The organism is Pseudomonas lyxosi, assembly GCF_047758685.1.
In the GTDB taxonomy this organism is placed as follows: domain Bacteria; phylum Pseudomonadota; class Gammaproteobacteria; order Pseudomonadales; family Pseudomonadaceae; genus Aquipseudomonas; species Aquipseudomonas lyxosi.
In genome coordinates this window covers 3,078,593-3,098,024 of the sequence record NZ_CP180481.1, presented here as the reverse complement: position 1 = coordinate 3,098,024, position 19,432 = coordinate 3,078,593, and the positions used below count along the sequence as shown (strand labels likewise).

The following is a 19,432-nucleotide window of genomic DNA, read 5'->3' as shown; positions in this document are numbered from 1 at the left end:
CGGTTTCATGGGGTCCGGTTACGGCGGGTTTCGATGATGTTCGGCAACTGGGAAATCCGCCCCAGCAACCGCCCCAGTGCATCCAGCCCCGGAATCTCGATGGTCAGGGACATCAATGCGGTGTTGTCCTCTTTGTTCGAGCGGGTGTTGACCGCCAGCACGTTGATCCGCTCGTTGAGCAGCACTTGCGAAACGTCACGCAGCAGGCCGGAGCGGTCGTAGGCCCGGATGATAATGTCCACCGGATAGGTGAGCACCGGCACCGGCCCCCAGCTGACCTGGATGATCCGCTCGGGCTCACGCCCACCCAGTTGCAGCACCGAGGCGCAGTCCTGACGGTGAATGCTCACGCCCCGACCTTGGGTGATGTAACCGACGATCGCATCCCCCGGCAGCGGCTGGCAGCAGCCGGCCATCTGGGTCATCAGGTTGCCGACGCCCTGGATCTGGATGTCGCCGCGCTTGCCCGGTTTGTAACCGGTGGCCTTGCGTGGAATCAGTTCCAGCTGTTCGTTGCCGCGTTCCGGCTCGACCAGTTGCTGCGCCAGGTTCACCAGTTGTGCCAGACGCAAATCGCCTGCACCCAACGCGGCGAACATGTCTTCGGCCATTTTCATGTTGGCCTTTTCGGCCAGCTTGTCGAAATCTACCGCTGGCAGGCCGAGGCGGTTGAGTTCGCGCTCCAGCAACGTTTTACCGGCGGCGACGTTCTGATCGCGCGCCTGCAATTTGAACCAGTGAACGATCTTCGCCCGTGCCCGCGAGGTGGTGATGTAACCCAGGTTCGGGTTCAGCCAGTCGCGGCTCGGGGTGCCGTGCTTGCTGGTGATGATCTCGACCTGTTCACCGGTTTGCAGGCTGTAGTTGAGCGGAACGATGCGCCCGTTGATCTTCGCGCCACGGCAGTTGTGACCGATTTCGGTGTGCACGCGGTAGGCGAAGTCCAGCGGCGTCGCACCCTTCGGCAAGTCGATGGCGTGACCGTCCGGGGTGAAGATGTACACCCGGTCCGGTTCGATATCGACCCGCAGTTGTTCAGCCAGGCCGCCGATGTCGCCCAATTCTTCATGCCACTCGAGGACCTGACGCAGCCAGGAAATTTTCTCTTCGTAGTGGTTGGAGCCGGATTTGACGTCGGTGCCCTTGTAGCGCCAGTGCGCGCAAACGCCCAACTCGGCTTCTTCGTGCATGGCGTGGGTGCGGATCTGCACTTCCAGCACCTTGCCCTCGGGGCCGATCACCGCAGTGTGCAGCGAGCGGTAGCCGTTCTCTTTCGGGTTGGCGATGTAGTCGTCGAATTCTTTCGGGATGTGCCGCCACAGGGTGTGGACGATACCGAGCGCGGTGTAGCAGTCGCGCATTTCCGGCACCAGCACGCGAACGGCGCGCACGTCGTAGATCTGGCTGAATTCCAGACCCTTGCGCTGCATTTTGCGCCAGATCGAATAGATGTGTTTGGCCCGGCCGCTGATGTCGGCATCGACGCCAGTCGCGGTCAGCTCATTCTTCAGTTGGCTCATCACGTCAGCGATAAAGCGCTCGCGATCCAGACGCCGCTCATGAAGCAACTTGGCGATCTGTTTGTACTGATCGGGCTCAAGGTAACGGAAGGACAAGTCCTCCAGTTCCCACTTGATGTGACCGATACCGAGACGGTGAGCCAAAGGCGCGTAGATGTCGAAGACTTCACGGGCGACGCGGTTGCGTTTTTCGTCATCGGCGGTTTTCACCGCACGGATCGCGCAGGTGCGTTCGGCCAGTTTGATCAGCGCAACGCGAACGTCGTCGACCATGGCGACCAGCATCTTGCGCAGGTTTTCGACCTGGCCCTGCGTGCCCAGCACCAGGGATTGACGGGGGCTGAGGCTGGCACTGATCGCCGCCATGCGCAACACGCCGTCGATGAGTTTGGCGACCACCGGACCGAAGCGCTGGCTGATCGCCGGCAACTCAATCTGGCCTTCGCGCACGCCGCGATACAGGATCGCGGCAACCAACGAATCCTGATCGAGTTTGAGGTCGGCGAGAATCTCGGCGATCTCAAGGCCCGTGCGGAAACTCGAGGTCCCTTCGGACCACAGGTTTTTCGCCGCATTGGCTTGTTGTTCAGACGCACGAGCAAACTCGCACGCTTCCTTCAAGGCTTCGCGATCCAGTGCCGGATCGACACTGACCGCGTGATCGAGCCAAGCCTCGAGATTGATACTGCCGTCGGTGTTGATCGGCTGGTGTGCTCTCACCTGTACCATCTTGCTTACCTTCCCTACGACGCAGATTCAATGCGTCAAATCGCTGACCTTCGTTGCCCGTGCGCCCACATCAGGGCCGGTACGCGGCTGCACGGGCGGGCCAGTCGGACCAGACGAGCCGTCCTAGCTCGCTTCAAATAACGCCATGGCCTCGACATGTGCCGTCTGAGGAAACATATCGAGAATCCCGGCACGTTTTAACCGGTAGCCCTGCTTGATCAATTCAACCGTATCGCGCGCCAGCGTTGCCGGATTGCACGACACATACACCAACCGTTTGGCGCCCAGGGACGCCAGCTTGCGCACTGCTTCGAAAGCACCGTCACGCGGTGGGTCCAAGAGTACCGCACAAAAGCCTTCGCGCGCCCATTCGGCATCAGCCAAAGGCTGGGATAAATCGGCCTGAAAAAACTTCGCATTATGAAGATTGTTGCTAGCAGCGTTTGCAGCTGCCCGCTCGACCATCGCCTGCACACCTTCCACCGCCACCACTTCGCGAACGACCTTGGCCAGCGGCAAGGCAAAGTTACCCAAGCCACAGAATAGATCGAGAACTCGTTCCTCTGCCGTCGGCTTCAGCCAGTCCAGTGCCTGGGCGATCATCGCTTCGTTGACCCCGGCGTTGACCTGGATGAAATCCCCTGGCCGGTACGCCAGGTTCAAGTCCCACTGTTCAAGCCGATAACCCAACGACTGGTCAGCCTCGACCGGTTGCGGTTCGCCGTCACCGTGCAGCCACAGTTGGGCTTCATGGAACGCGCAGAAATCCTTGAGGATCGTCATGTCGGCGTCGGACAGCGGCGCCATGTGCCGCAACAAAACGGCCAACTTCGATCCGGCAAATAATTCCACATGCCCCAGCGCCTGAGGTTTGCTCAAGCGCCGAAGCATTTCCGGCAAGCGGGTCATGATCGGTTGCAAGGGTTGTACCAGCACCATGCATTCGTTGATCGCAACGATGTCCTGACTGCCAGCGGCGCGGAAACCGACTTCGAGTTTTTTCGCCTTCATGTCCCAGCGCACCGCCACTCGGGCGCGACGCCGGTAACCGAACTCCGGACCGCTCAACGGCGCGGCCCATTCTTCGGGTTCGACACCGGCGACCTTCGACAATTGCTCGGCGAGCATGCGCTGTTTCAGGGCGAGTTGTTCGTTGTGCGGCAGATGTTGCACGCTGCAACCGCCACAGCGACCGGCATGCGGACACGGTGCCGGGCGGCGCAGTTCGCTGGCCTGGAACACCCGTTCGGTGCGCGCCTCGACCACTTTGCCGTGGGCGCCCAACACGCGCGCTTCAACTTCTTCACCGGCCAATGCGCCGATGACGAACCAGGTGCGACCTTCAAAAAACGCGATACCGCGACCGTCATTAGCCAGGCGCTCAATACTCAAGCGCTGCTTTTTGCCGGTCGGAATTTGCGGGGCCTTGCTGCCGCCGGTGGGCTGGAAGCGCAGGCCTCTCTCTTGCTTGGCCATCAGTTGGGCGCGTCGAAAATGCCGGTCGACAAGTAACGGTCGCCACGGTCGCAGATGATCGCGACGATCACCGCGTTTTCAACTTCTTTGGACAGACGCAGCATGGCTGCCACGGCACCGCCCGAGGACACGCCGCAGAAGATGCCTTCTTCGCGGGCCAGACGACGGGTCACGTCTTCGGCTTCGCTTTGCGCCATGTCGACGATCCTGTCCACGCGCTCGGCCTGGTAGATCTTCGGCAGGTATTCCTGCGGCCAGCGACGGATACCCGGAATCGCCGAGCCTTCCATCGGTTGCAGACCGATGATCTGCACGTTCTCGTTCTGCTCTTTCAAGTAGCGCGAGACGCCCATGATGGTACCGGTGGTGCCCATGGAGCTGACGAAATGGGTAATAGTGCCTTCGGTCTGACGCCAGATTTCCGGGCCGGTGGTGGTGTAGTGCGCTTGCGGGTTGTCCCCGTTGGCGAACTGATCCAGCACCTTGCCGCGGCCTTCGGCTTCCATTCGCTGGGCGAGGTCGCGGGCGCCTTCCATGCCCTCTTCCTGAGTGACCAGAATCAGCTCGGCGCCATACGCCGTCATGGCGGCTTTACGTTCGGCGCTGGAGTTGTCCGGCATGATCAGGATCATCTTGTAACCCTTGATCGCGGCGGCCATCGCCAGGGCGATCCCGGTGTTACCCGAGGTCGCTTCGATCAGCGTATCGCCGACGTGGATCTGCCCGCGCAATTCAGCGCGGGTGATCATCGACAGCGCCGGACGGTCCTTGACCGAACCCGCCGGGTTATTCCCTTCGAGCTTGAGCAAAAGGGTATTGCTGGTGGCGCCAGGCAGGCGCTGCAAACGGACCAGCGGAGTGTTGCCGACGCAATCGGCGATGGTTGGGTACTGCAAGGTCATGGCGTAATTCGCAATCCAGACTGCGGGGGCGCCTATCATACCGGCAAACCTTCGCAGGCCATATCACGCAAAGTACGGTGCTTATGGTTTATGGGAATAAGGGGTGTTTGCTCTGGCTGAAGATGATTAAGTTTTGCGACCAGGATAATTGTCGCACCAGTGGTGCGACTTTCTTTTCAGCGTGGCAGATCTCATAGAATTGGCGCTTCCGGCACAATTTCGACCGGGTAAACCCGCGCAACCCTGGTTGAGTCTGAGCCAGATGTTCAGCCAGTTAGCTGACCACAGAATCGCCCCACTCAACCTGTTCCAGCTTACGACTGATCTCTTCGCGAGCAAGCTCGCTCCCACAAGGTTAGGGGTTGATCACACCATTTGTGGCCGACACACATCCACTGTGGGAGCGAGCTTGCTCGCGATGGCGTCGTCACTGACACCACCATCATCAGCCACTAATCGAATATTCAGCCGCAACCCTACCTCGGTGTTCTCAGCCCAAAGACTCCCGCCCTGCCGCTGCACCGCATTCCTCGCAATGCTCAACCCCAACCCGAACCCACCATCCCCCGGCCGCGAACCGTCGAGTCGAATGAACGGACAGAAGATCCGCTCAAGATCCGCCTCAGCCACCCCGCCGCCCTCATCCTCCAGCCACACATGCCAGAAATCGCCATCGCGCTGCCCACCAAGGCGTACAACGCCGCCCTGCGGTGAATGACGAATGGCATTGCGCAGGATGTTTTCCAGCGCTTGAGCCAACGTATTGAGATGGCCGCGCACCCAGCAGGACGAATCCACCGCACACTGCAACTGGCTCGCCGGCCAGCCACTTTCATAGCAGGCATTTTCCGTGAGCATTTCCCACAACGCCTGAATCTGGATCGATTCGTCGGGCAGCGGCGCGCGCTCGGTGTCTAGCCAGGCCAGTTGCAGGGTGTCTTCCACCAGACGCTGCATGCCATCGACCTCTCGGCCGATGCGCTCGCGCAATTGCGTCAACCCCTGCTCGCTTTCGCTGGCCACCCGCAGGCGACTCAGTGGCGTGCGCAATTCGTGGGACAGGTCGCGCAACAGTTGTTGTTGCAGGGCCACCGTGCTTTGCAGGCGCTCGGACATATGGTCGAAGGCCCGGCCCAGTTCACCCAGCTCATCCGGGCGATTGGTGATGCGGCTCGACAACCGTACGTTCAACTGGTCGGCACGCCAGGCATTGGCCTGTTCGCGCAAACTGTTCAAAGGCACGACCAGCAACCGATACAGACCGACGCACAGCAGCAAGGTGAACAGTCCGGGAATCACCCCGTTGGTGATCACCCGCCAGAACACCCGATAACGGCCGGGCACGAAACGCTGGGGCAGTTCGATCACCAGACTGCCGGCGGACGGATCGTTGGGAAAAGGCACTCTCAACCATGGCAAGCCTTTGGTATGGCGACTCGTCGGCCAATCCAGACCGCGTAAAAAGGTCAGGCGCCGGGTTTCTTTTTCCGTCAGCGGGTAACTGCTCAATGACTGCAAATCGCCGCCAATTACACCGACCCATGTCGACTCGCGATGGCCGACGCTCTGCAACCAGGCATCGACGCCTGCACTCTGACGCTGATTCCACGCCTGCTCGGCCTCGGCGGCGTAGCGCATCAGCGTGCCCCGTGCCTCGTCGGACAGGAAAAGGTTTTTCTTTTCCATATAGCGGCCCCAGGACCAACTGAGCCAGATCATCAGCAGACAGAACGCCACCAACAAACACGCCAGTTTCCAGAACAGCGAATGCCTGCCCGGCAGGTCAGTCCACTTCATCGACAGCACTCAATACGTAACCCTTGCCCCACACCGTGCGCACTTCGCGCTCGAGGTAACCGACGGCCTTGAGCTTGCGGCGGATCTGACTGATATGCATGTCGAGGCTGCGGTCATGGGGCGCGTAACCGCGCTGCAGCACATGCTGGTAAAGGAAGGCTTTGCTCAGGACTTCATCGCCATTGCGGTTCAGCGTTTCCAGCAACCGGTATTCGCTACGGGTCAGGCCGGCAGCGTGTTCGCCATAAAAGACATCACAGCATTCATCGTCGAAACGCAGGCTGTCCGCCGAAGGGGCAATCGGTGCCGACGCTGGCCGGCGGTCGAGCGCGACACGCCGCAGGATCGCTTCGATGCGCACCCGCAACTCGACCATGCTGAAGGGTTTGGGCAGGTAATCATCGGCGCCCAGCCGAAAACCACTGATGCGATCCGCCTCGGCACCGAGCGCCGACATCAGCACCACCGGGGTGGAATGGCTCTGGCGCAACTGCGTCAGTACATTCAGCCCGTCCAGGCCCGGCAGCAGAATATCCATCAGCACCACATCGAAGGCTTGCTGGCGGGCGATGGTCAAGCCTTCCAGACCGTTCTGGCACCACGTCACCTGAAAACCGCAACGTCCCAGGTGTTCATGAACATAAGCACCGAGTACGAGGTCGTCTTCTATAGACAGGATACGAGGGTGGCCAGCAGTGATGGGAGTCATGACTATCTGCAAATAATTCTCAGTTGGCGATTATTCAAGATTGCCTCGCTGCGGGCAACACAAGGTTTGCCCGTGAGGTAAAAGTGGCGATCCGGCCGACGAATGCCGACATCAATTTTACGAAGATTGCCCGCCTGCAAATCGCTACACTGCGCAAGTGGCGCGTGCTGGACGTACGTGCAGGTCATTAAATCGCTGGATGCAGGAGAGATGCGTGCTCAAGAAACTGGGAATTAAAGGCCGCGTGCTATTGCTGACCCTGTTGCCGACCAGCCTGATGGCCTTGGTTCTGGGCGGCTATTTCACCTGGATGCAGCAATCCGACCTGCAAACCCAGCTCATGCAGCGTGGCGAGATGATCGCCGAACAACTGGCGCCCCTGGTGGCCCCGGCCATGGGCCACAAGAACACCGAGCTTTTGGAACGCATTGCCACCCAATCGCTGGAACAACCGGACGTGCGCGCCGTTTCGTTCCTCGCGCCCGACCGCTCCCTGTTGGCCCATGCCGGCCCGACCATGCTCAATCAGGCGCCGATCGGCAACAGTTCGCAGATGCTGCGCCGCAGCGGCAATGACGCGACGCGTTACTTGCTACCGGTGTTCGGCAAGCACCGCAACCTGGCCGGTGACTTGATTCCCGGAGAAGCCGACCGCCTGCTGGGCTGGGTAGAACTTGAACTGTCCCACAACGGCATGCTGCTGCGCGGTTACCGCAGCCTGTTTGCCAGCCTGCTGCTGATCGGCGCAGGCCTGGCCGGTGCGGCGCTGCTGGCGTTGCGCATGGGTCGGAGCATCAATCGGCCGCTGAGTCAGATCAAGCAAGCGGTGGCGCAACTCAAGGACGGTCATCTGGAAACCCGTCTGCCGCCCCTCGGCAGCCAGGAGCTGGACACACTGGCGTCCGGCATCAACCGCATGGCCGGCACCCTGCAGAATGCACAAGAAGAATTGCAGCACAGCATCGACCAGGCCACCGAAGACGTGCGCCAGAACCTGGAAACCATCGAGATCCAGAACATCGAACTGGACCTGGCGCGCAAGGAAGCCCTTGAAGCCAGCCGGATCAAATCCGAGTTCCTGGCCAACATGAGCCATGAAATCCGCACGCCGCTCAACGGCATTCTCGGCTTCACGCATCTGCTGCAAAAAAGCGAGCTGACCCCACGCCAGCTCGACTATCTGGGCACCATCGAAAAATCCGCCGACAGCCTGCTGGGGATCATCAACGAGATTCTCGACTTCTCGAAAATCGAGGCCGGCAAACTGGTGCTCGACCATATTCCATTCAACTTGCGCGACCTGCTCCAGGACACGCTGACCATCCTCGCCCCGGCCGCCCACGCCAAGCAACTGGAGCTGGTGAGCCTGGTTTATCGCGATACGCCGCTGTCGCTGGTGGGTGATCCGCTGCGGCTCAAGCAGATCCTCACCAACCTGGTCAGCAATGCGATCAAGTTCACCCGCGAAGGCACCATCGTCGCCAGGGCCATGCTTGAAGAAGAGCACGAAGACAGCGTGCAACTGCGCATCAGCATTCAGGACACCGGCATCGGGCTGTCGAACCAGGACGTGCGCGCCTTGTTCCAGGCTTTCAGCCAGGCTGACAATTCGCTGTCCCGGCAACCCGGCGGCACGGGTCTGGGGTTGGTGATTTCCAAACGTCTGATCGAACAGATGGGCGGCGAGATCGGTGTCGACAGCACCCCCGGTGAAGGCTCGGAATTCTGGATCAGCCTGAGCCTGCCCAAAACCCGTGACGACGCCGAAGACCTGCCCGGTCCGCCATTGCTCGGGCGTCGGGTGGCAGTGCTGGAAAACCACGAACTGGCCCGCCAGGCATTGCAGCATCAACTGGAAGACTGCGGCCTCGAAGTCACCCCGTTCAATACGTTGGAAAGCCTGACCAATGGCGTGACCGGCGCGCATCAGACCGATCAGGCGATCGACCTGGCGGTGCTCGGCATCACCAGCAACGACATGCCGCCAGAGCGCCTCAACCAGCACATCTGGGACCTCGAACACCTGGGCTGCAAGGTGCTGGTGTTGTGCCCGACCACCGAACAGACGCTGTTCCACCTCTCGGTGCCCAACCCCCACAGCCAGCTCCAGGCCAAACCGGCCTGCACCCGCAAGCTGCGGCGGGCCTTGTCCGACCTGGTCAACCCGCGCCAGCACCGCAGCGAACCCGGCGAACCGGTGTCCAGCCGTGCGCCAAAAGTGCTTTGTGTCGACGACAACCCGGCCAACCTGCTGCTGGTGCAAACCCTGCTCGAAGACATGGGCGCCAAAGTCCTCGCGGTGGAAAGCGGTTACGCGGCGGTCAAGGCCGTGCAGACCGAAACCTTCGACCTGGTGCTGATGGACGTTCAGATGCCCGGCATGGACGGGCGCCAAAGCACCGAAGCGATTCGCCAGTGGGAAAGTGAACGGCATTGCACACCGCTGCCGATCGTTGCCCTCACCGCTCACGCCATGGCCAACGAAAAGCGTGCGCTGCTGCAAAGCGGCATGGACGACTACCTGACCAAACCGATCAGCGAACGGCAACTGGCCCAAGTGGTGCTGAAGTGGACAGGTCTGGCGCTGCGCAATCATGGGCCGGAGCGCTCCAGCGACAGCCACGGTGGTGGTCATGAGTTGCAGGTGCTCGATCACGAAGAAGGTTTGCGCCTGGCCGCCGGTAAGGCTGATCTGGCAGCAGACATGTTGGCGATGCTGCTGGCGTCGCTGGAAGCCGACCGCGAGGCGATACGCTCCGCCCGGGAAACCAACGACCAGAACGCCCTGATCGAGCGCGTCCATCGCCTGCACGGTGCGACACGCTATTGCGGCGTCCCGCAACTGCGCGCCGCCTGCCAGCGCAGCGAAACCCTGCTCAAGCAACAGGACCCCAAAGCCCCCAGCGCGCTGGAAGACCTCGACCGGGCCATCAATCGCCTGGCCGCCCATGCCCGTATAAATGCCTGATGAATACCTGTAGCAGCTGGCGAAGCCTGCGTTCGGCGGCGAAGCCTGCGTTCGGCGGCGAAGCCGTCGTAAAATCAGGCGCTGCGGTCTTTCAGGTAAACCGCGTTTGCCGGATTTACGACGACTACGTCGCCGAACGCAGGCTTCGCCAGCTGCTACATAAAGCGTGACCGAGTCAAATGGAGGACCGCATGCGCACGATTCTTTTCAGCAGCCAGACCTACGACCGCGACAGTTTTCTCAATGCCGAGCTTCCGGCCGGCATTGAACTGCACTTTCAATCGGCGCGACTGAGCCTTGATACGGTGGCGCTGGCGGAGCATCACGAGGTGGTCTGCGCCTTCATTAATGATGACCTCAGCGCGCCGGTGCTCGAACGCCTGGCCGCGGGCGGCACACGCCTGATCGCCCTGCGCTCGGCCGGTTACAACCATGTCGATCTGGCAGTGGCAAAGCGTCTGGGGCTGGCGATTGTGCGCGTCCCGGTCTACTCGCCCCACGCGGTGGCGGAACATGCGGTGGCGCTGATCCTGGCGCTCAACCGGCGCCTGCACCGCGCCTACAACCGCACGCGCGAAGGCGATTTCAGCCTGCACGGGCTGACCGGCTTCGACCTGGTGGGCAAGACCGTCGGCGTGGTCGGCACCGGTCAGATCGGCGCGACTTTCGCGAAAATCATGAACGGCTTTGGCTGCCAATTGCTGGCATACGACCCCTTCCCCAACCCGCAAGTCGAAGCCCTCGGCGCCCGTTACCTGAGCCTGCCGGAACTGCTGGCCGAGTCGCAGATCATCAGCCTGCACTGCCCGCTCAACGAACAAAGCAAACACTTGATCAATCGCGAGTCACTGGCGCACATGCAACCCGGTGCGATGCTGATCAACACCGGCCGTGGTGGTCTGGTGGACACGCCGGCGCTGATCGACGCGCTGAAGGACGGTCAACTGGGTTATCTGGGACTGGATGTGTACGAAGAGGAGGCACAGCTGTTCTTCGAGGACCGTTCCGACCTGCCGCTGCAGGACGATGTGCTGGCGCGGCTGCTGACCTTTCCCAACGTGATCATCACCGCGCACCAGGCCTTCCTCACCCGCGAAGCCCTGGAAGCAATTGCCACGACAACCCTGCAGAACATCGCCTCCTGGGCCGCCGGCACGCCGCAGAATCAGGTCGAGGGCTGAGCCGATCAGGCCTTGGACAAGAGGATCATCAGACCCAGCCAGCCGAAGCCCAGCAAGCGTTGCCCCACGGAATGCCCACGACGCAGCAGGAACCAGACAAAAAACGGCGGCAGAAAGAAAATCATCAGTTTCAACCACAGCTCCACCGGACGCACGCCGCTGGGTGCGGGAATCGGTGGCGCAACCTCGGCTGCAACTTCAGTTTTCCGTTTACGTCCGAACGCGGCCGGGGTCACCCTGGCCACTTTCTCATCGGCCGGCAATCGCCCAAAGGAAAGGGGTGCCTGCACAGGCGCTGCCGTTGAAGTGGCCGCTTGCACCGTTCCCGCCGGTGCACCGCAATGAATGCAAGCAGGCGCCATGGAGCTGATGCTTTGCTTGCACTCAACACATTCGATTAACGCCATGTCCACTCCTTAGAGATACAAAAGCGGCAGTGTGCCATGAGTCGGCCAGTGATTTGAACCAGATCGAAGGTCATACACCCGCGCCATGCTGCGCTGATGTCCGTGCTAGCATGCCGCGCATATTTGGAGGACCCATGGTCGAACACGATTTCCGCTATAGCCTGATGAACCCGCAACATACCCTCACCGAATGCCGCGCCCTTGTGCCGGGGCGTTATCAAGTCACCGGCAACGGCGGCTCGATTCGTAACAACGACGTGCTGGTAGTGACCCTCAAAGGCGCCAAGGACTTGTCCATGCGCCTGACCGTCGAAACGGTTCGCCACTTGATCAATCCGCCAGGCCAATGGGTCGCGGTGGCCAGTGGTCCGGTGTTCGGCGAACTGGCGATCCACACTTGGAAAGTCAACTGCGACAGCTGCGCCAAAGAGCTGAACTTCGAGTTCGCGGTCGACGCCAAGCTGGGCAACAAGGCTGAAAAGCCTGCTGCCACCGCACGGATCACCGAACTGGGCTGGACCACGGTCGGCGAGAAGCACCTGTGCCCGAAATGCCAGGAGCCCGCGTGATGAAACGCCTCGCTCTGACCGCTATGGTTGGCGCCAGCCTGCTGGGCTGCGCCGCCGAGCCGGTGCAATTGCAACAGAACCGCAGCTACATTCTGGAGTGGATTGGCGAACGTCCGTTGATGGACTACAGCCACCTGACCATCACCCTCGGTGAAGACGGTCGGGCCTACGGCAACGGCGGCTGCAACCACTGGTTCGCGCCGTACACCCTGGAAGGCGACAAGCTGAGCTTCGGCAAGGTTGGCAGCACGCGCAAACTGTGCGCGCCGGCGTTGATGGAGCAGGAAAAGCGTTTCCTCCAGGCGTTGGAAAACGTTCAACGCTGGGACATCTCGCCGATCGACCAGATGCGCTTCTGGCCGGCAGAAGGCAAGCCGCTGCGTTGGTGGCTTGAAGAGGGTTGATCCCTCTAGCTGCTCGTTCCCACGCGCGCGTGGGAACGAGCAGCGCACTCAGTTCTTCGCCTGCAACGCCTCAAGCTTCGCCATCACCCCCGCCGCCGTCTGCTCGCCCATCAGCTGCTCCCTTACCTTGCCCTTGTTATCGATGATGTAAGTCACCGGCAACGCCTCGCTGCGCGGCAACTCAAAAAGATCGGCCGGATCAGAAGCCAGCACGGTGAACTTGATCCCCAGCTTCTCGCTGGCGCTTTTCAGCTCTTCACCCTGCACATTGTCGAAGTTGACCCCGAACACACCAATCTTCTTGTCCTTGAGCTGATCGGCCAGGGCGTTCAATTCCGGGATCTCGGTCCGGCACGGCCCGCACCATTCAGCCCAGTAATTGAGCACCAGCCATTGCTTGTCCAGACGTTCGGCGGCGACTTTCTGGCCATTCTGGTCGATGCCATAGTCGTTACCACAGCCCCCCAGCAATAACGTACCGATGATCGCCAATGCCGCTGCCAGTCGCCTAGTCATGTCGTATTCCTTGTTCAAAATTGAATGCGCCTGCGACCCATCGCCTCCCAAGGTTCTGGATTACGCGCTGCACAGTTAGAATAGCCGTCACCTTACGCAAGATGCGAACCGCACATGACCGATCTGACGCTTTATCACAACCCGCGCTGCTCGAAATCCCGCGGTGCGCTCGAACTGCTCGAAGCCCGTGGCCTGACCCCGACGGTGGTCCGCTACCTGGACACCCCGCTGGACGCCGCGCAAATCCAGAGCCTGCTGACCAAGCTCGGCATCAGCGCCCGGCAACTGCTGCGCACCGGTGAGGACGAGTACAAAACCCTCAACCTGGCCGACAGCAGCCTGAGCGAGGCGCAATTGATCGCCGCCATCGCCGCCAACCCGAAACTCATGGAGCGACCGATTCTCGAAGTCGGCGACAAAGCCATCATCGGCCGGCCGCCGGAGAATGTGCTGGAGCTGCTGCCGTGAGTGCGCCGTACATTCTGGTTCTGTATTACAGCCGAAGCGGCTCGACCAATGAAATGGCCCGGCAGATCGCCCGGGGTGTCGAGCAGGCCGGGATGGAAGCGCGCCTGCGCACCGTGCCGCCGATATCCACCGAGTGCGAAGCCGTGTCACCCGATATTCCGGACGAAGGCGCGCTGTACGCCAGCCTCGACGATTTGAAGAACTGCGCGGGCCTGGCCATGGGCAGCCCGACCCGGTTCGGCAACATGGCGGCGCCGCTCAAGTACTTCCTCGACGGCACCAGCAACCTGTGGCTGACCGGCGCTCTGGTGGGCAAACCAGCTGGCGTTTTCACCTCCACCGCGAGTCTGCACGGCGGCCAGGAAACCACGCTGCTGTCGATGATGTTGCCGTTGCTGCACCACGGCATGCTGATCACCGGCCTGCCTTACAGCGAATCGGCCTTGCTGGAAACCCGTGGCGGCGGCACGCCTTACGGCGCCAGCCATCACGCTGGGGCCGATGGCAAAAGCGGCTTGAATGAACATGAAGTCGCGCTGTGCCGGGCCTTGGGCCTGCGCTTGGCGAAGACTGCACAGAAACTGGGGAACTGACGTGGCCAAAAAGCCGAAGATTTTGCCCTCCATCGAATGGCTCGAACCGCGGGTTCGGGCGATGCGCATCATCAGCCTGCTGTGCTACTTCGGTTTGGTGGGTTTGCTTTGCGCCTACTACCTGGTAGTCGCGGACCTGCACGGCGCCCGGCCGTGGGTGATTCTGCTGATCGAACTGGTGCCGCTGCTGTTGCTGGCGCCGGGGATGATTATCGGCAGTGCGCGCGGGCATTCGTGGATGTGTTTTGTGGTGAACCTGTATTTCATCAAGGGCGCACTGGCGGCGTATGACCCGAACCGGCAGCTGTTTGGTTTGCTGGAAATGGGCGCGAGCCTGGCGGTGTTCTGCTCGGCGCTGTTGTATGTGCGGTGGCGGTTTCAGTTGAACCGCAAGTTGGCGGGTGAAGGCGAGACCTCCGCAGCCTGACCGCCCCCACAGTGATCGTTCCCACGCTCCGCGTGGGAATGCATCAAGTGACGCTCCGCGTCACAGGGACGCGGAGCGTCCCGGGCGGCATTCCCACGCAGAGCGTGGGAACGATCATCTTCGTCAGTGATTGACGGTGTACGCGAGCATCATAGAAATCTGGCTCATCGGCCGCCCGCCACTTTCTTCATGCCACTGGTTGAACACGCCCTGCACCGTGGCCAGATCCCGCAGACTGGTCGGCACCTTGTCGACGATCTTCTGCGCATTCAACGCCGCGACCACGTCGTAGCTCGGCACAAACGTATCCTTGCCCACCATCCGCAAGAACCGCGGTGCCGACAACCCGCCCAATTGATGACCGCGCTTTTTCAGATAGGTCCACAACCCAACGATATCCGTGACCGGCCAATCGGCGATCAACGCGCCAAAGCTGCCTTTCTCATGCGCCACATCCAGAATGAACTGCGCATTGCGCGGCACGCTCTTGAGTTTGCCCAGGTGACGAATGATCCGCGCGTCTTGCATCAAACGCTCAAGGTGTTCGGCACTCATCAGCACGACTTTCTCGGGGTCGAACTTGAAGAACACCTCTTCGAACGCCGGCCATTTGGCGTCCACCAGGCTGTGCTTGAGCCCGGCGCGGAATACGCGCAAGGCCATGGTCGAGAGGTAGCGGTCGTCGCTGATCTTGCGCAATTGCGCCGGGGTTTTCGGAACAGGCAGATGGGCTTCCAGTTCAGCCGCTGAACCGAAGCGGTTCAGACAGTATTCGTGCAGCCACTTGTAATCGCGCATGCCCTTTCCTAAAAAATGAAATGAAAAACCTGTGGGAGCGGGCTTGCTCGCGAAAGCGGTGTGTCATTCAACATTGATGTCGACTGACACTACGCATTCGCGAGCAAGCCCGCTCCCACAATTTTGTTCAGATGTTTACAACATTGACGAAGCGCGAAGCCGCCGTTTCATCGATCTTGAGGCTGGTGAAGTCGAACAGATTACGGTCCGCCAGCTGCGACGGGATCACGTTCTGCAAACTGCGGAAAATGCTTTCGGTGCGGCCGGGCGTCTTGCGTTCCCACTCCTGAAGCATGTCCTTGACCACCTGGCGTTGCAGGTTTTCCTGAGAACCGCAGAGGTTGCACGGGATGATCGGGAATTGCTTGAAATCCGAGTAGGCCTGGATGTCTTTTTCGTTGCAGTAGGCCAGCGGGCGGATCACCACGTTGCGGCCATCGTCGGCGCGCAGCTTAGGCGGCATGGCTTTGAGCGAACCGTTGAAGAACATGTTCAGGAAAAAGGTCTCGACGATGTCGTCACGGTGATGACCGAGGGCCATCTTGGTCGCACCGATTTCGTCGGCGAAGGTGTAGAGCGTGCCGCGACGCAGGCGCGAGCACAGTGAACAGGTGGTTTTGCCTTCCGGAATCAGCTCCTTGACCACCGAATAGGTGTCTTTCTCGACGATGTGGTACTCGATGCCCAGCGCTTTGAGGTAAGCCGGCAGCACGTGCTCGGGGAAACCCGGCTGCTTCTGGTCCATGTTCACGGCCACGATCTCGAACTTGATCGGAGCGACCTTCTGCAAGTGCATCAGCACATCGAGCATGGTGTAGCTGTCCTTGCCACCGGACAGGCAGACCATGACCTTGTCGCCGTCTTCAATCATGTTGAAATCGGCAACAGCCTCACCGGCCTGGCGGCGAAGGCGCTTTTGCAGTTTGTTCTGGTTGACCGTAAGAGTGCCCATGACGCGAAATCCGTGAGGTGTGACGAAAGGCCGGCATTTTACGCAAAAACTTTCCTCGGGAGTAGGAGCTGAGCTTGCTCGCGATGGCGGCCTCAAGGACGCCATCGCCGGCAAGCCGTGCTCCTACAAATGCGTCTGCGCCAACTCAGGACGTTTTGAGACACAACTGCGATTAAGCCCGGGGTTTACAGCGCAATTTGCTCTAAAGCCCTGCAACCTGCGCCGTTAAGACCTTTCTATACTCCGACATAAGGTCGCACACATATCCAGACCTTTCCTTACTCGGCCACTTTGGCCCGTAGGCGCTCCACTGGGGGGCGACGGTAAAAACAAGAGGAGTGACTGGCATGATCCATCACGTAGTGGGGCTCTTCACCCACCCTGACCAAGAATGGAAAGAGATTCGTGGCGATCAGGAGGAAAGCATCAGCCACATGTATCTCACTCACACCCTGATTCTGGCGGCGATTCCTGCGGTGTCTGCGTTTATCGGCACCACGCAGGTCGGCTGGGTCATTGGCAGTCGCGCACCGGTGATGCTGACGGTGGAAAGCGCGATATGGATGACGGTCATGTCGTACCTGGCGATGCTCGGCGGTGTGGCGGTAATGGGCGCGTTCATCCACTGGATGGCTCGTACCTATGACGCCAATCCGAGTCTGGCACGCTGCGTTGCATTTGCGACCTACACCGCGACACCGCTGTTTATCGGCGGTCTGGCGGCGCTGTACCCACACATGTGGCTTGGGATGATCGTCGGCACCGCGGCCATCTGCTACACGGTGTACCTGCTGTATGTGGGGCTACCCACTTTCATGAACATTCCATCAGACGAGGGATTTCTGTTTTCGAGTTCGGTGCTTGCGGTAGGCCTGGTGGTGTTGGTCGCCATCATGGCGTTCACTGTAATTGTCTGGGGACTCGGCGTGGGGCCGGTCTACACCAATTAGCAACACATCACCCAAAAACAAGATCTGCCAACACAGGCCGCCGCAAGGCGGCCTTCTAATGCTCAAGGTTAGAAAACGGTGACGACCATTCGGCGCCTCGGCGATTCGCAACGCTCGAGGGTTGCGGCATACTCGACGTCTCTGGAGATCCATCAAGCATGCCCGAGCAACTCAATACCCGCGTCGAAGACTGTTACCAACTAGCCGAATCCTTTTTCAAACGACCTTTCAAACGCCCCGTGGTGAGCCTCAAGCTGCGCGGGCAAAAAGCCGGTGTCGCGCATTTGCACGAGAACCTGCTGCGCTTCAATCCGCAGCTGTACCGGGAAAATACCGAAGACTTCCTCAAGCAAACCGTGGCCCACGAGGTGGCGCACCTGATCGCCCATCAACTGTTCGGCGACCGCATCCAGCCCCATGGCGAAGAGTGGCAACTGATCATGCGCGGCGTGTACGAGCTGCCGCCCAATCGATGCCACACCTACGACGTCAAACGCCGCAGCGTGACCCGCTACATCTACAAATGCCCGTGCGCGGACAGTGACTTTCCGTTTTCGGCCCAGCGTCATGGTTTGGTGCGGCAAGGGCGGCGGTATTTGTGTCGGCGGTGCCGGAGCACGTTGGTGTTCAGCGGGGAAATGCGGGTCGAGTGAGTCTGATCGTTCCCACGCTCTGCGTGGGAATGCCGCCATGGACGCTCCGCGTCCACTGTGGCGCGGAGCGTCACGGGATGCATTCCCACGCGGAGCATGGGAACGATCTATGTAACGACCCTGGCACGGCGTAACGCTTCAATCCGCTCAGCGCTATACCCCAACTCCCCCAACACCTGATCCGTATGCTGCCCTATGGCCGCGCCGATATGCCGCGGCTCGGGCAACCCTTGCGAAAACTTCAACGGACACGCCATCTGCGCCTGAGTCGTCCCGTCACCACGCGGCACGTCGGTCACCAGCGCCCGAGACTTCAACTGCGGATGCCGCACCGCTTCGCCCAAACTCAACACCGGCTCGACACACGCGTCCAATGTGGCAAACAGTGCGCACAACTCGGCGAAATCGCGCGTCTCGAACTCAATCCTCAGCGCGTTCTTCAGCGCCTTTTGCAAGGCTGATTCAGGCGATAAGCCCAAGGTTTCCAGCTCTTCCAGTCCCAACGCCGCACACAGTTGTTTCATGAACGCGGGTTCCAGACTGCCCACCGAGAACCAGCGCCCGTCGCGGGAACGGTAATAGTCATAGAAACTGCCACCGTTGAGCATCTGATCCTCCCTTCCCGGCTCCACGCCACAGGCCAGATACCCGGCGCCGGCCATGGCGTTCAGGCTGAACACACAGTCAGTCATGCTCACATCCAGATGCTGCCCCTGCCCAGTTTGCTGCCGGGCGATGACCGCCGCCAGCAGCCCGATCACCCCGTGCAACGAGCCACCGGCGATATCCGCCACTTGCATGCCCAACGGCAGCGGCCCGCTGTCGGCGCGGCCGGTGTAGCTCGCCAGCCCCGCCAGCGCCAGGTAGTTGATGTCGTGGCCGGCGCGGTCCTTGTAGGGGCCGGTCTGGCCGTAACCGGTGATCGACACGTAGATCAGTTTCGGATTGATCGCCTTCAAGGCTTCATAACCCAGGCCCAATCGCTCCATCACACCGGGGCGGAACTGCTCCAGCACGATGTCGTAGTCCTGCAGCAACTGCTTGATCACCTCCAGCGCCTCAGGCTGCTTGAGGTCCAGCGCCAGGCTGCGCTTGTTGCGATTGAGGTAGGCATGACTGGCGGAGACGCCCTGATCGTGAGGCGGCAATACCCGCAGCAGGTCCATGCGCGTTGGCGATTCGATGCGCAGCACCTCGGCGCCCATGTCAGCCAGCAACAACGAGGCGAACGGCCCCGGCAGCAGTGTCGAGAAATCCAGAACCTTGAGTGATGCCAGTGGACCGAGCATGGGCGTTCTCCGTAAACGATGTTCTCAGACTAGGCAGCCGACGGCATTGCAGCAATCACCTTATGCGTCAGATGCGCTGACCGTTGCGCTCAAATCGCAGGCATGAAAAAACCCGCCGAAGCGG

General features: G+C 60.6%; 19 protein-coding genes and 1 pseudogene. 9 read left to right on the top strand and 11 right to left on the bottom strand.

What is annotated here, in order from left to right; translation table 11 throughout:
- Positions 1-5: 5 nt before the first annotated feature.
- The 6 genes and pseudogenes from relA to ACMXYI_RS14205 form a co-directional block, all read right to left on the bottom strand.
- Entirely contained in the window at positions 6-2,249 is a 2,244-nt protein-coding gene (gene relA / locus ACMXYI_RS14230) for a GTP diphosphokinase (RefSeq protein ID WP_140895605.1), read from the bottom strand.
- A 123-nt stretch (positions 2,250-2,372) separates the two neighbouring features.
- Entirely contained in the window at positions 2,373-3,725 is a 1,353-nt protein-coding gene (rlmD, locus tag ACMXYI_RS14225; protein ID WP_415773665.1) for a 23S rRNA (uracil(1939)-C(5))-methyltransferase RlmD, read from the bottom strand.
- Positions 3,725-4,627, bottom strand: a complete 903-nt coding sequence (cysM, locus tag ACMXYI_RS14220; protein ID WP_415773899.1) for a cysteine synthase CysM — start codon at positions 4,625-4,627, stop codon at positions 3,725-3,727. Before cysM ends, rlmD begins: the two co-directional genes overlap by 1 nt.
- Positions 4,628-4,727: 100 nt before the next feature.
- A pseudogene (locus ACMXYI_RS14215) lies at positions 4,728-4,952 on the bottom strand (DUF1016 N-terminal domain-containing protein); the annotation flags it as partial.
- A gap of 41 nt (positions 4,953-4,993) precedes the next feature.
- The gene (locus ACMXYI_RS14210; protein ID WP_415773664.1) at positions 4,994-6,424 is read right to left on the bottom strand and encodes a histidine kinase sensor domain-containing protein; all 1,431 of its coding nucleotides are present in this window, start codon (positions 6,422-6,424) and stop codon (positions 4,994-4,996) included.
- Positions 6,411-7,133 (bottom strand): response regulator transcription factor, encoded by a 723-nt coding sequence (locus tag ACMXYI_RS14205; RefSeq protein ID WP_415773662.1) that lies wholly within the window; start codon positions 7,131-7,133, stop codon positions 6,411-6,413. Before ACMXYI_RS14205 ends, ACMXYI_RS14210 begins: the two co-directional genes overlap by 14 nt.
- A 214-nt stretch (positions 7,134-7,347) precedes the next feature.
- Here ACMXYI_RS14205 and ACMXYI_RS14200 point away from each other — a divergent pair, with 214 nt between their 5' ends.
- Complete coding sequence (locus tag ACMXYI_RS14200) at positions 7,348-10,101, top strand: response regulator (RefSeq protein ID WP_415773661.1); 2,754 nt, start codon at positions 7,348-7,350, stop codon at positions 10,099-10,101.
- Positions 10,102-10,292: 191 nt separating this feature from the next.
- On the top strand, positions 10,293-11,282 hold the full coding sequence (locus tag ACMXYI_RS14195) for a 2-hydroxyacid dehydrogenase (RefSeq protein ID WP_415773659.1): 990 nt from the start codon (positions 10,293-10,295) through the stop codon (positions 11,280-11,282).
- 5 nt (positions 11,283-11,287) lie between these two features.
- Here ACMXYI_RS14195 and ACMXYI_RS14190 read toward each other — a convergent pair whose 3' ends face one another.
- On the bottom strand, positions 11,288-11,689 hold the full coding sequence (locus tag ACMXYI_RS14190) for a hypothetical protein (protein WP_415773658.1): 402 nt from the start codon (positions 11,687-11,689) through the stop codon (positions 11,288-11,290).
- Positions 11,690-11,823: 134 nt separating this feature from the next.
- Here ACMXYI_RS14190 and ACMXYI_RS14185 point away from each other — a divergent pair, with 134 nt between their 5' ends.
- Positions 11,824-12,258 (top strand): hypothetical protein, encoded by a 435-nt coding sequence (locus ACMXYI_RS14185; RefSeq protein WP_415757492.1) that lies wholly within the window; start codon positions 11,824-11,826, stop codon positions 12,256-12,258.
- Positions 12,258-12,662, top strand: coding sequence for an META domain-containing protein (locus ACMXYI_RS14180; RefSeq protein ID WP_309674491.1), 405 nt, complete (start codon positions 12,258-12,260; stop codon positions 12,660-12,662). The genes ACMXYI_RS14185 and ACMXYI_RS14180 overlap by 1 nt, the downstream gene beginning before the upstream one ends.
- Positions 12,663-12,710: 48 nt before the next feature.
- Here the strand turns inward: ACMXYI_RS14180 and ACMXYI_RS14175 are convergent, their stop codons facing one another.
- Complete coding sequence (locus ACMXYI_RS14175) at positions 12,711-13,178, bottom strand: TlpA disulfide reductase family protein (RefSeq protein ID WP_415773657.1); 468 nt, start codon at positions 13,176-13,178, stop codon at positions 12,711-12,713.
- Between the two features lie 114 nt (positions 13,179-13,292).
- Here ACMXYI_RS14175 and arsC point away from each other — a divergent pair, with 114 nt between their 5' ends.
- The 3 genes from arsC to ACMXYI_RS14160 are packed head-to-tail and all read left to right on the top strand — an operon-like array spanning position 13,293 to position 14,666.
- Positions 13,293-13,646, top strand: coding sequence for an arsenate reductase (glutaredoxin) (arsC, locus tag ACMXYI_RS14170; RefSeq protein ID WP_123369215.1), 354 nt, complete (start codon positions 13,293-13,295; stop codon positions 13,644-13,646).
- Entirely contained in the window at positions 13,643-14,239 is a 597-nt protein-coding gene (gene wrbA / locus ACMXYI_RS14165) for an NAD(P)H:quinone oxidoreductase (protein ID WP_109633953.1), read from the top strand. Before arsC ends, wrbA begins: the two co-directional genes overlap by 4 nt.
- Position 14,240: 1 nt before the next feature.
- Complete coding sequence (locus tag ACMXYI_RS14160) at positions 14,241-14,666, top strand: DUF2069 domain-containing protein (RefSeq protein ID WP_415773656.1); 426 nt, start codon at positions 14,241-14,243, stop codon at positions 14,664-14,666.
- Between the two features lie 123 nt (positions 14,667-14,789).
- On the opposite strand, the gene ACMXYI_RS14155 is transcribed toward ACMXYI_RS14160, so the two are convergent.
- Together ACMXYI_RS14155 and ttcA are read right to left on the bottom strand one after the other, a co-directional pair.
- Complete coding sequence (locus ACMXYI_RS14155) at positions 14,790-15,464, bottom strand: DNA-3-methyladenine glycosylase I (RefSeq protein ID WP_074879137.1); 675 nt, start codon at positions 15,462-15,464, stop codon at positions 14,790-14,792.
- Between the two features lie 127 nt (positions 15,465-15,591).
- Complete coding sequence (gene ttcA / locus ACMXYI_RS14150; RefSeq protein ID WP_415773655.1) at positions 15,592-16,416, bottom strand: tRNA 2-thiocytidine(32) synthetase TtcA; 825 nt, start codon at positions 16,414-16,416, stop codon at positions 15,592-15,594.
- A gap of 347 nt (positions 16,417-16,763) precedes the next feature.
- On the opposite strand from ttcA, the gene ACMXYI_RS14145 reads away from it, so the two are divergent.
- Both ACMXYI_RS14145 and ACMXYI_RS14140 read left to right on the top strand, forming a co-directional pair.
- Positions 16,764-17,366 (top strand): Yip1 family protein, encoded by a 603-nt coding sequence (locus ACMXYI_RS14145; RefSeq protein WP_008147981.1) that lies wholly within the window; start codon positions 16,764-16,766, stop codon positions 17,364-17,366.
- A 158-nt stretch (positions 17,367-17,524) separates the two neighbouring features.
- Positions 17,525-18,019 carry a SprT family zinc-dependent metalloprotease gene (locus ACMXYI_RS14140; RefSeq protein ID WP_033055255.1) on the top strand — a complete coding sequence of 165 codons (495 nt, stop codon included), beginning with the start codon at positions 17,525-17,527 and terminating at the stop codon, positions 18,017-18,019.
- Positions 18,020-18,126: 107 nt separating this feature from the next.
- Here ACMXYI_RS14140 and ACMXYI_RS14135 read toward each other — a convergent pair whose 3' ends face one another.
- Positions 18,127-19,308: a CaiB/BaiF CoA transferase family protein gene (locus ACMXYI_RS14135; RefSeq protein ID WP_415773653.1), complete on the bottom strand. Its 1,182-nt coding sequence runs from the start codon at positions 19,306-19,308 to the stop codon at positions 18,127-18,129.
- Between the last annotated feature and the right edge of the window lie 124 nt (positions 19,309-19,432).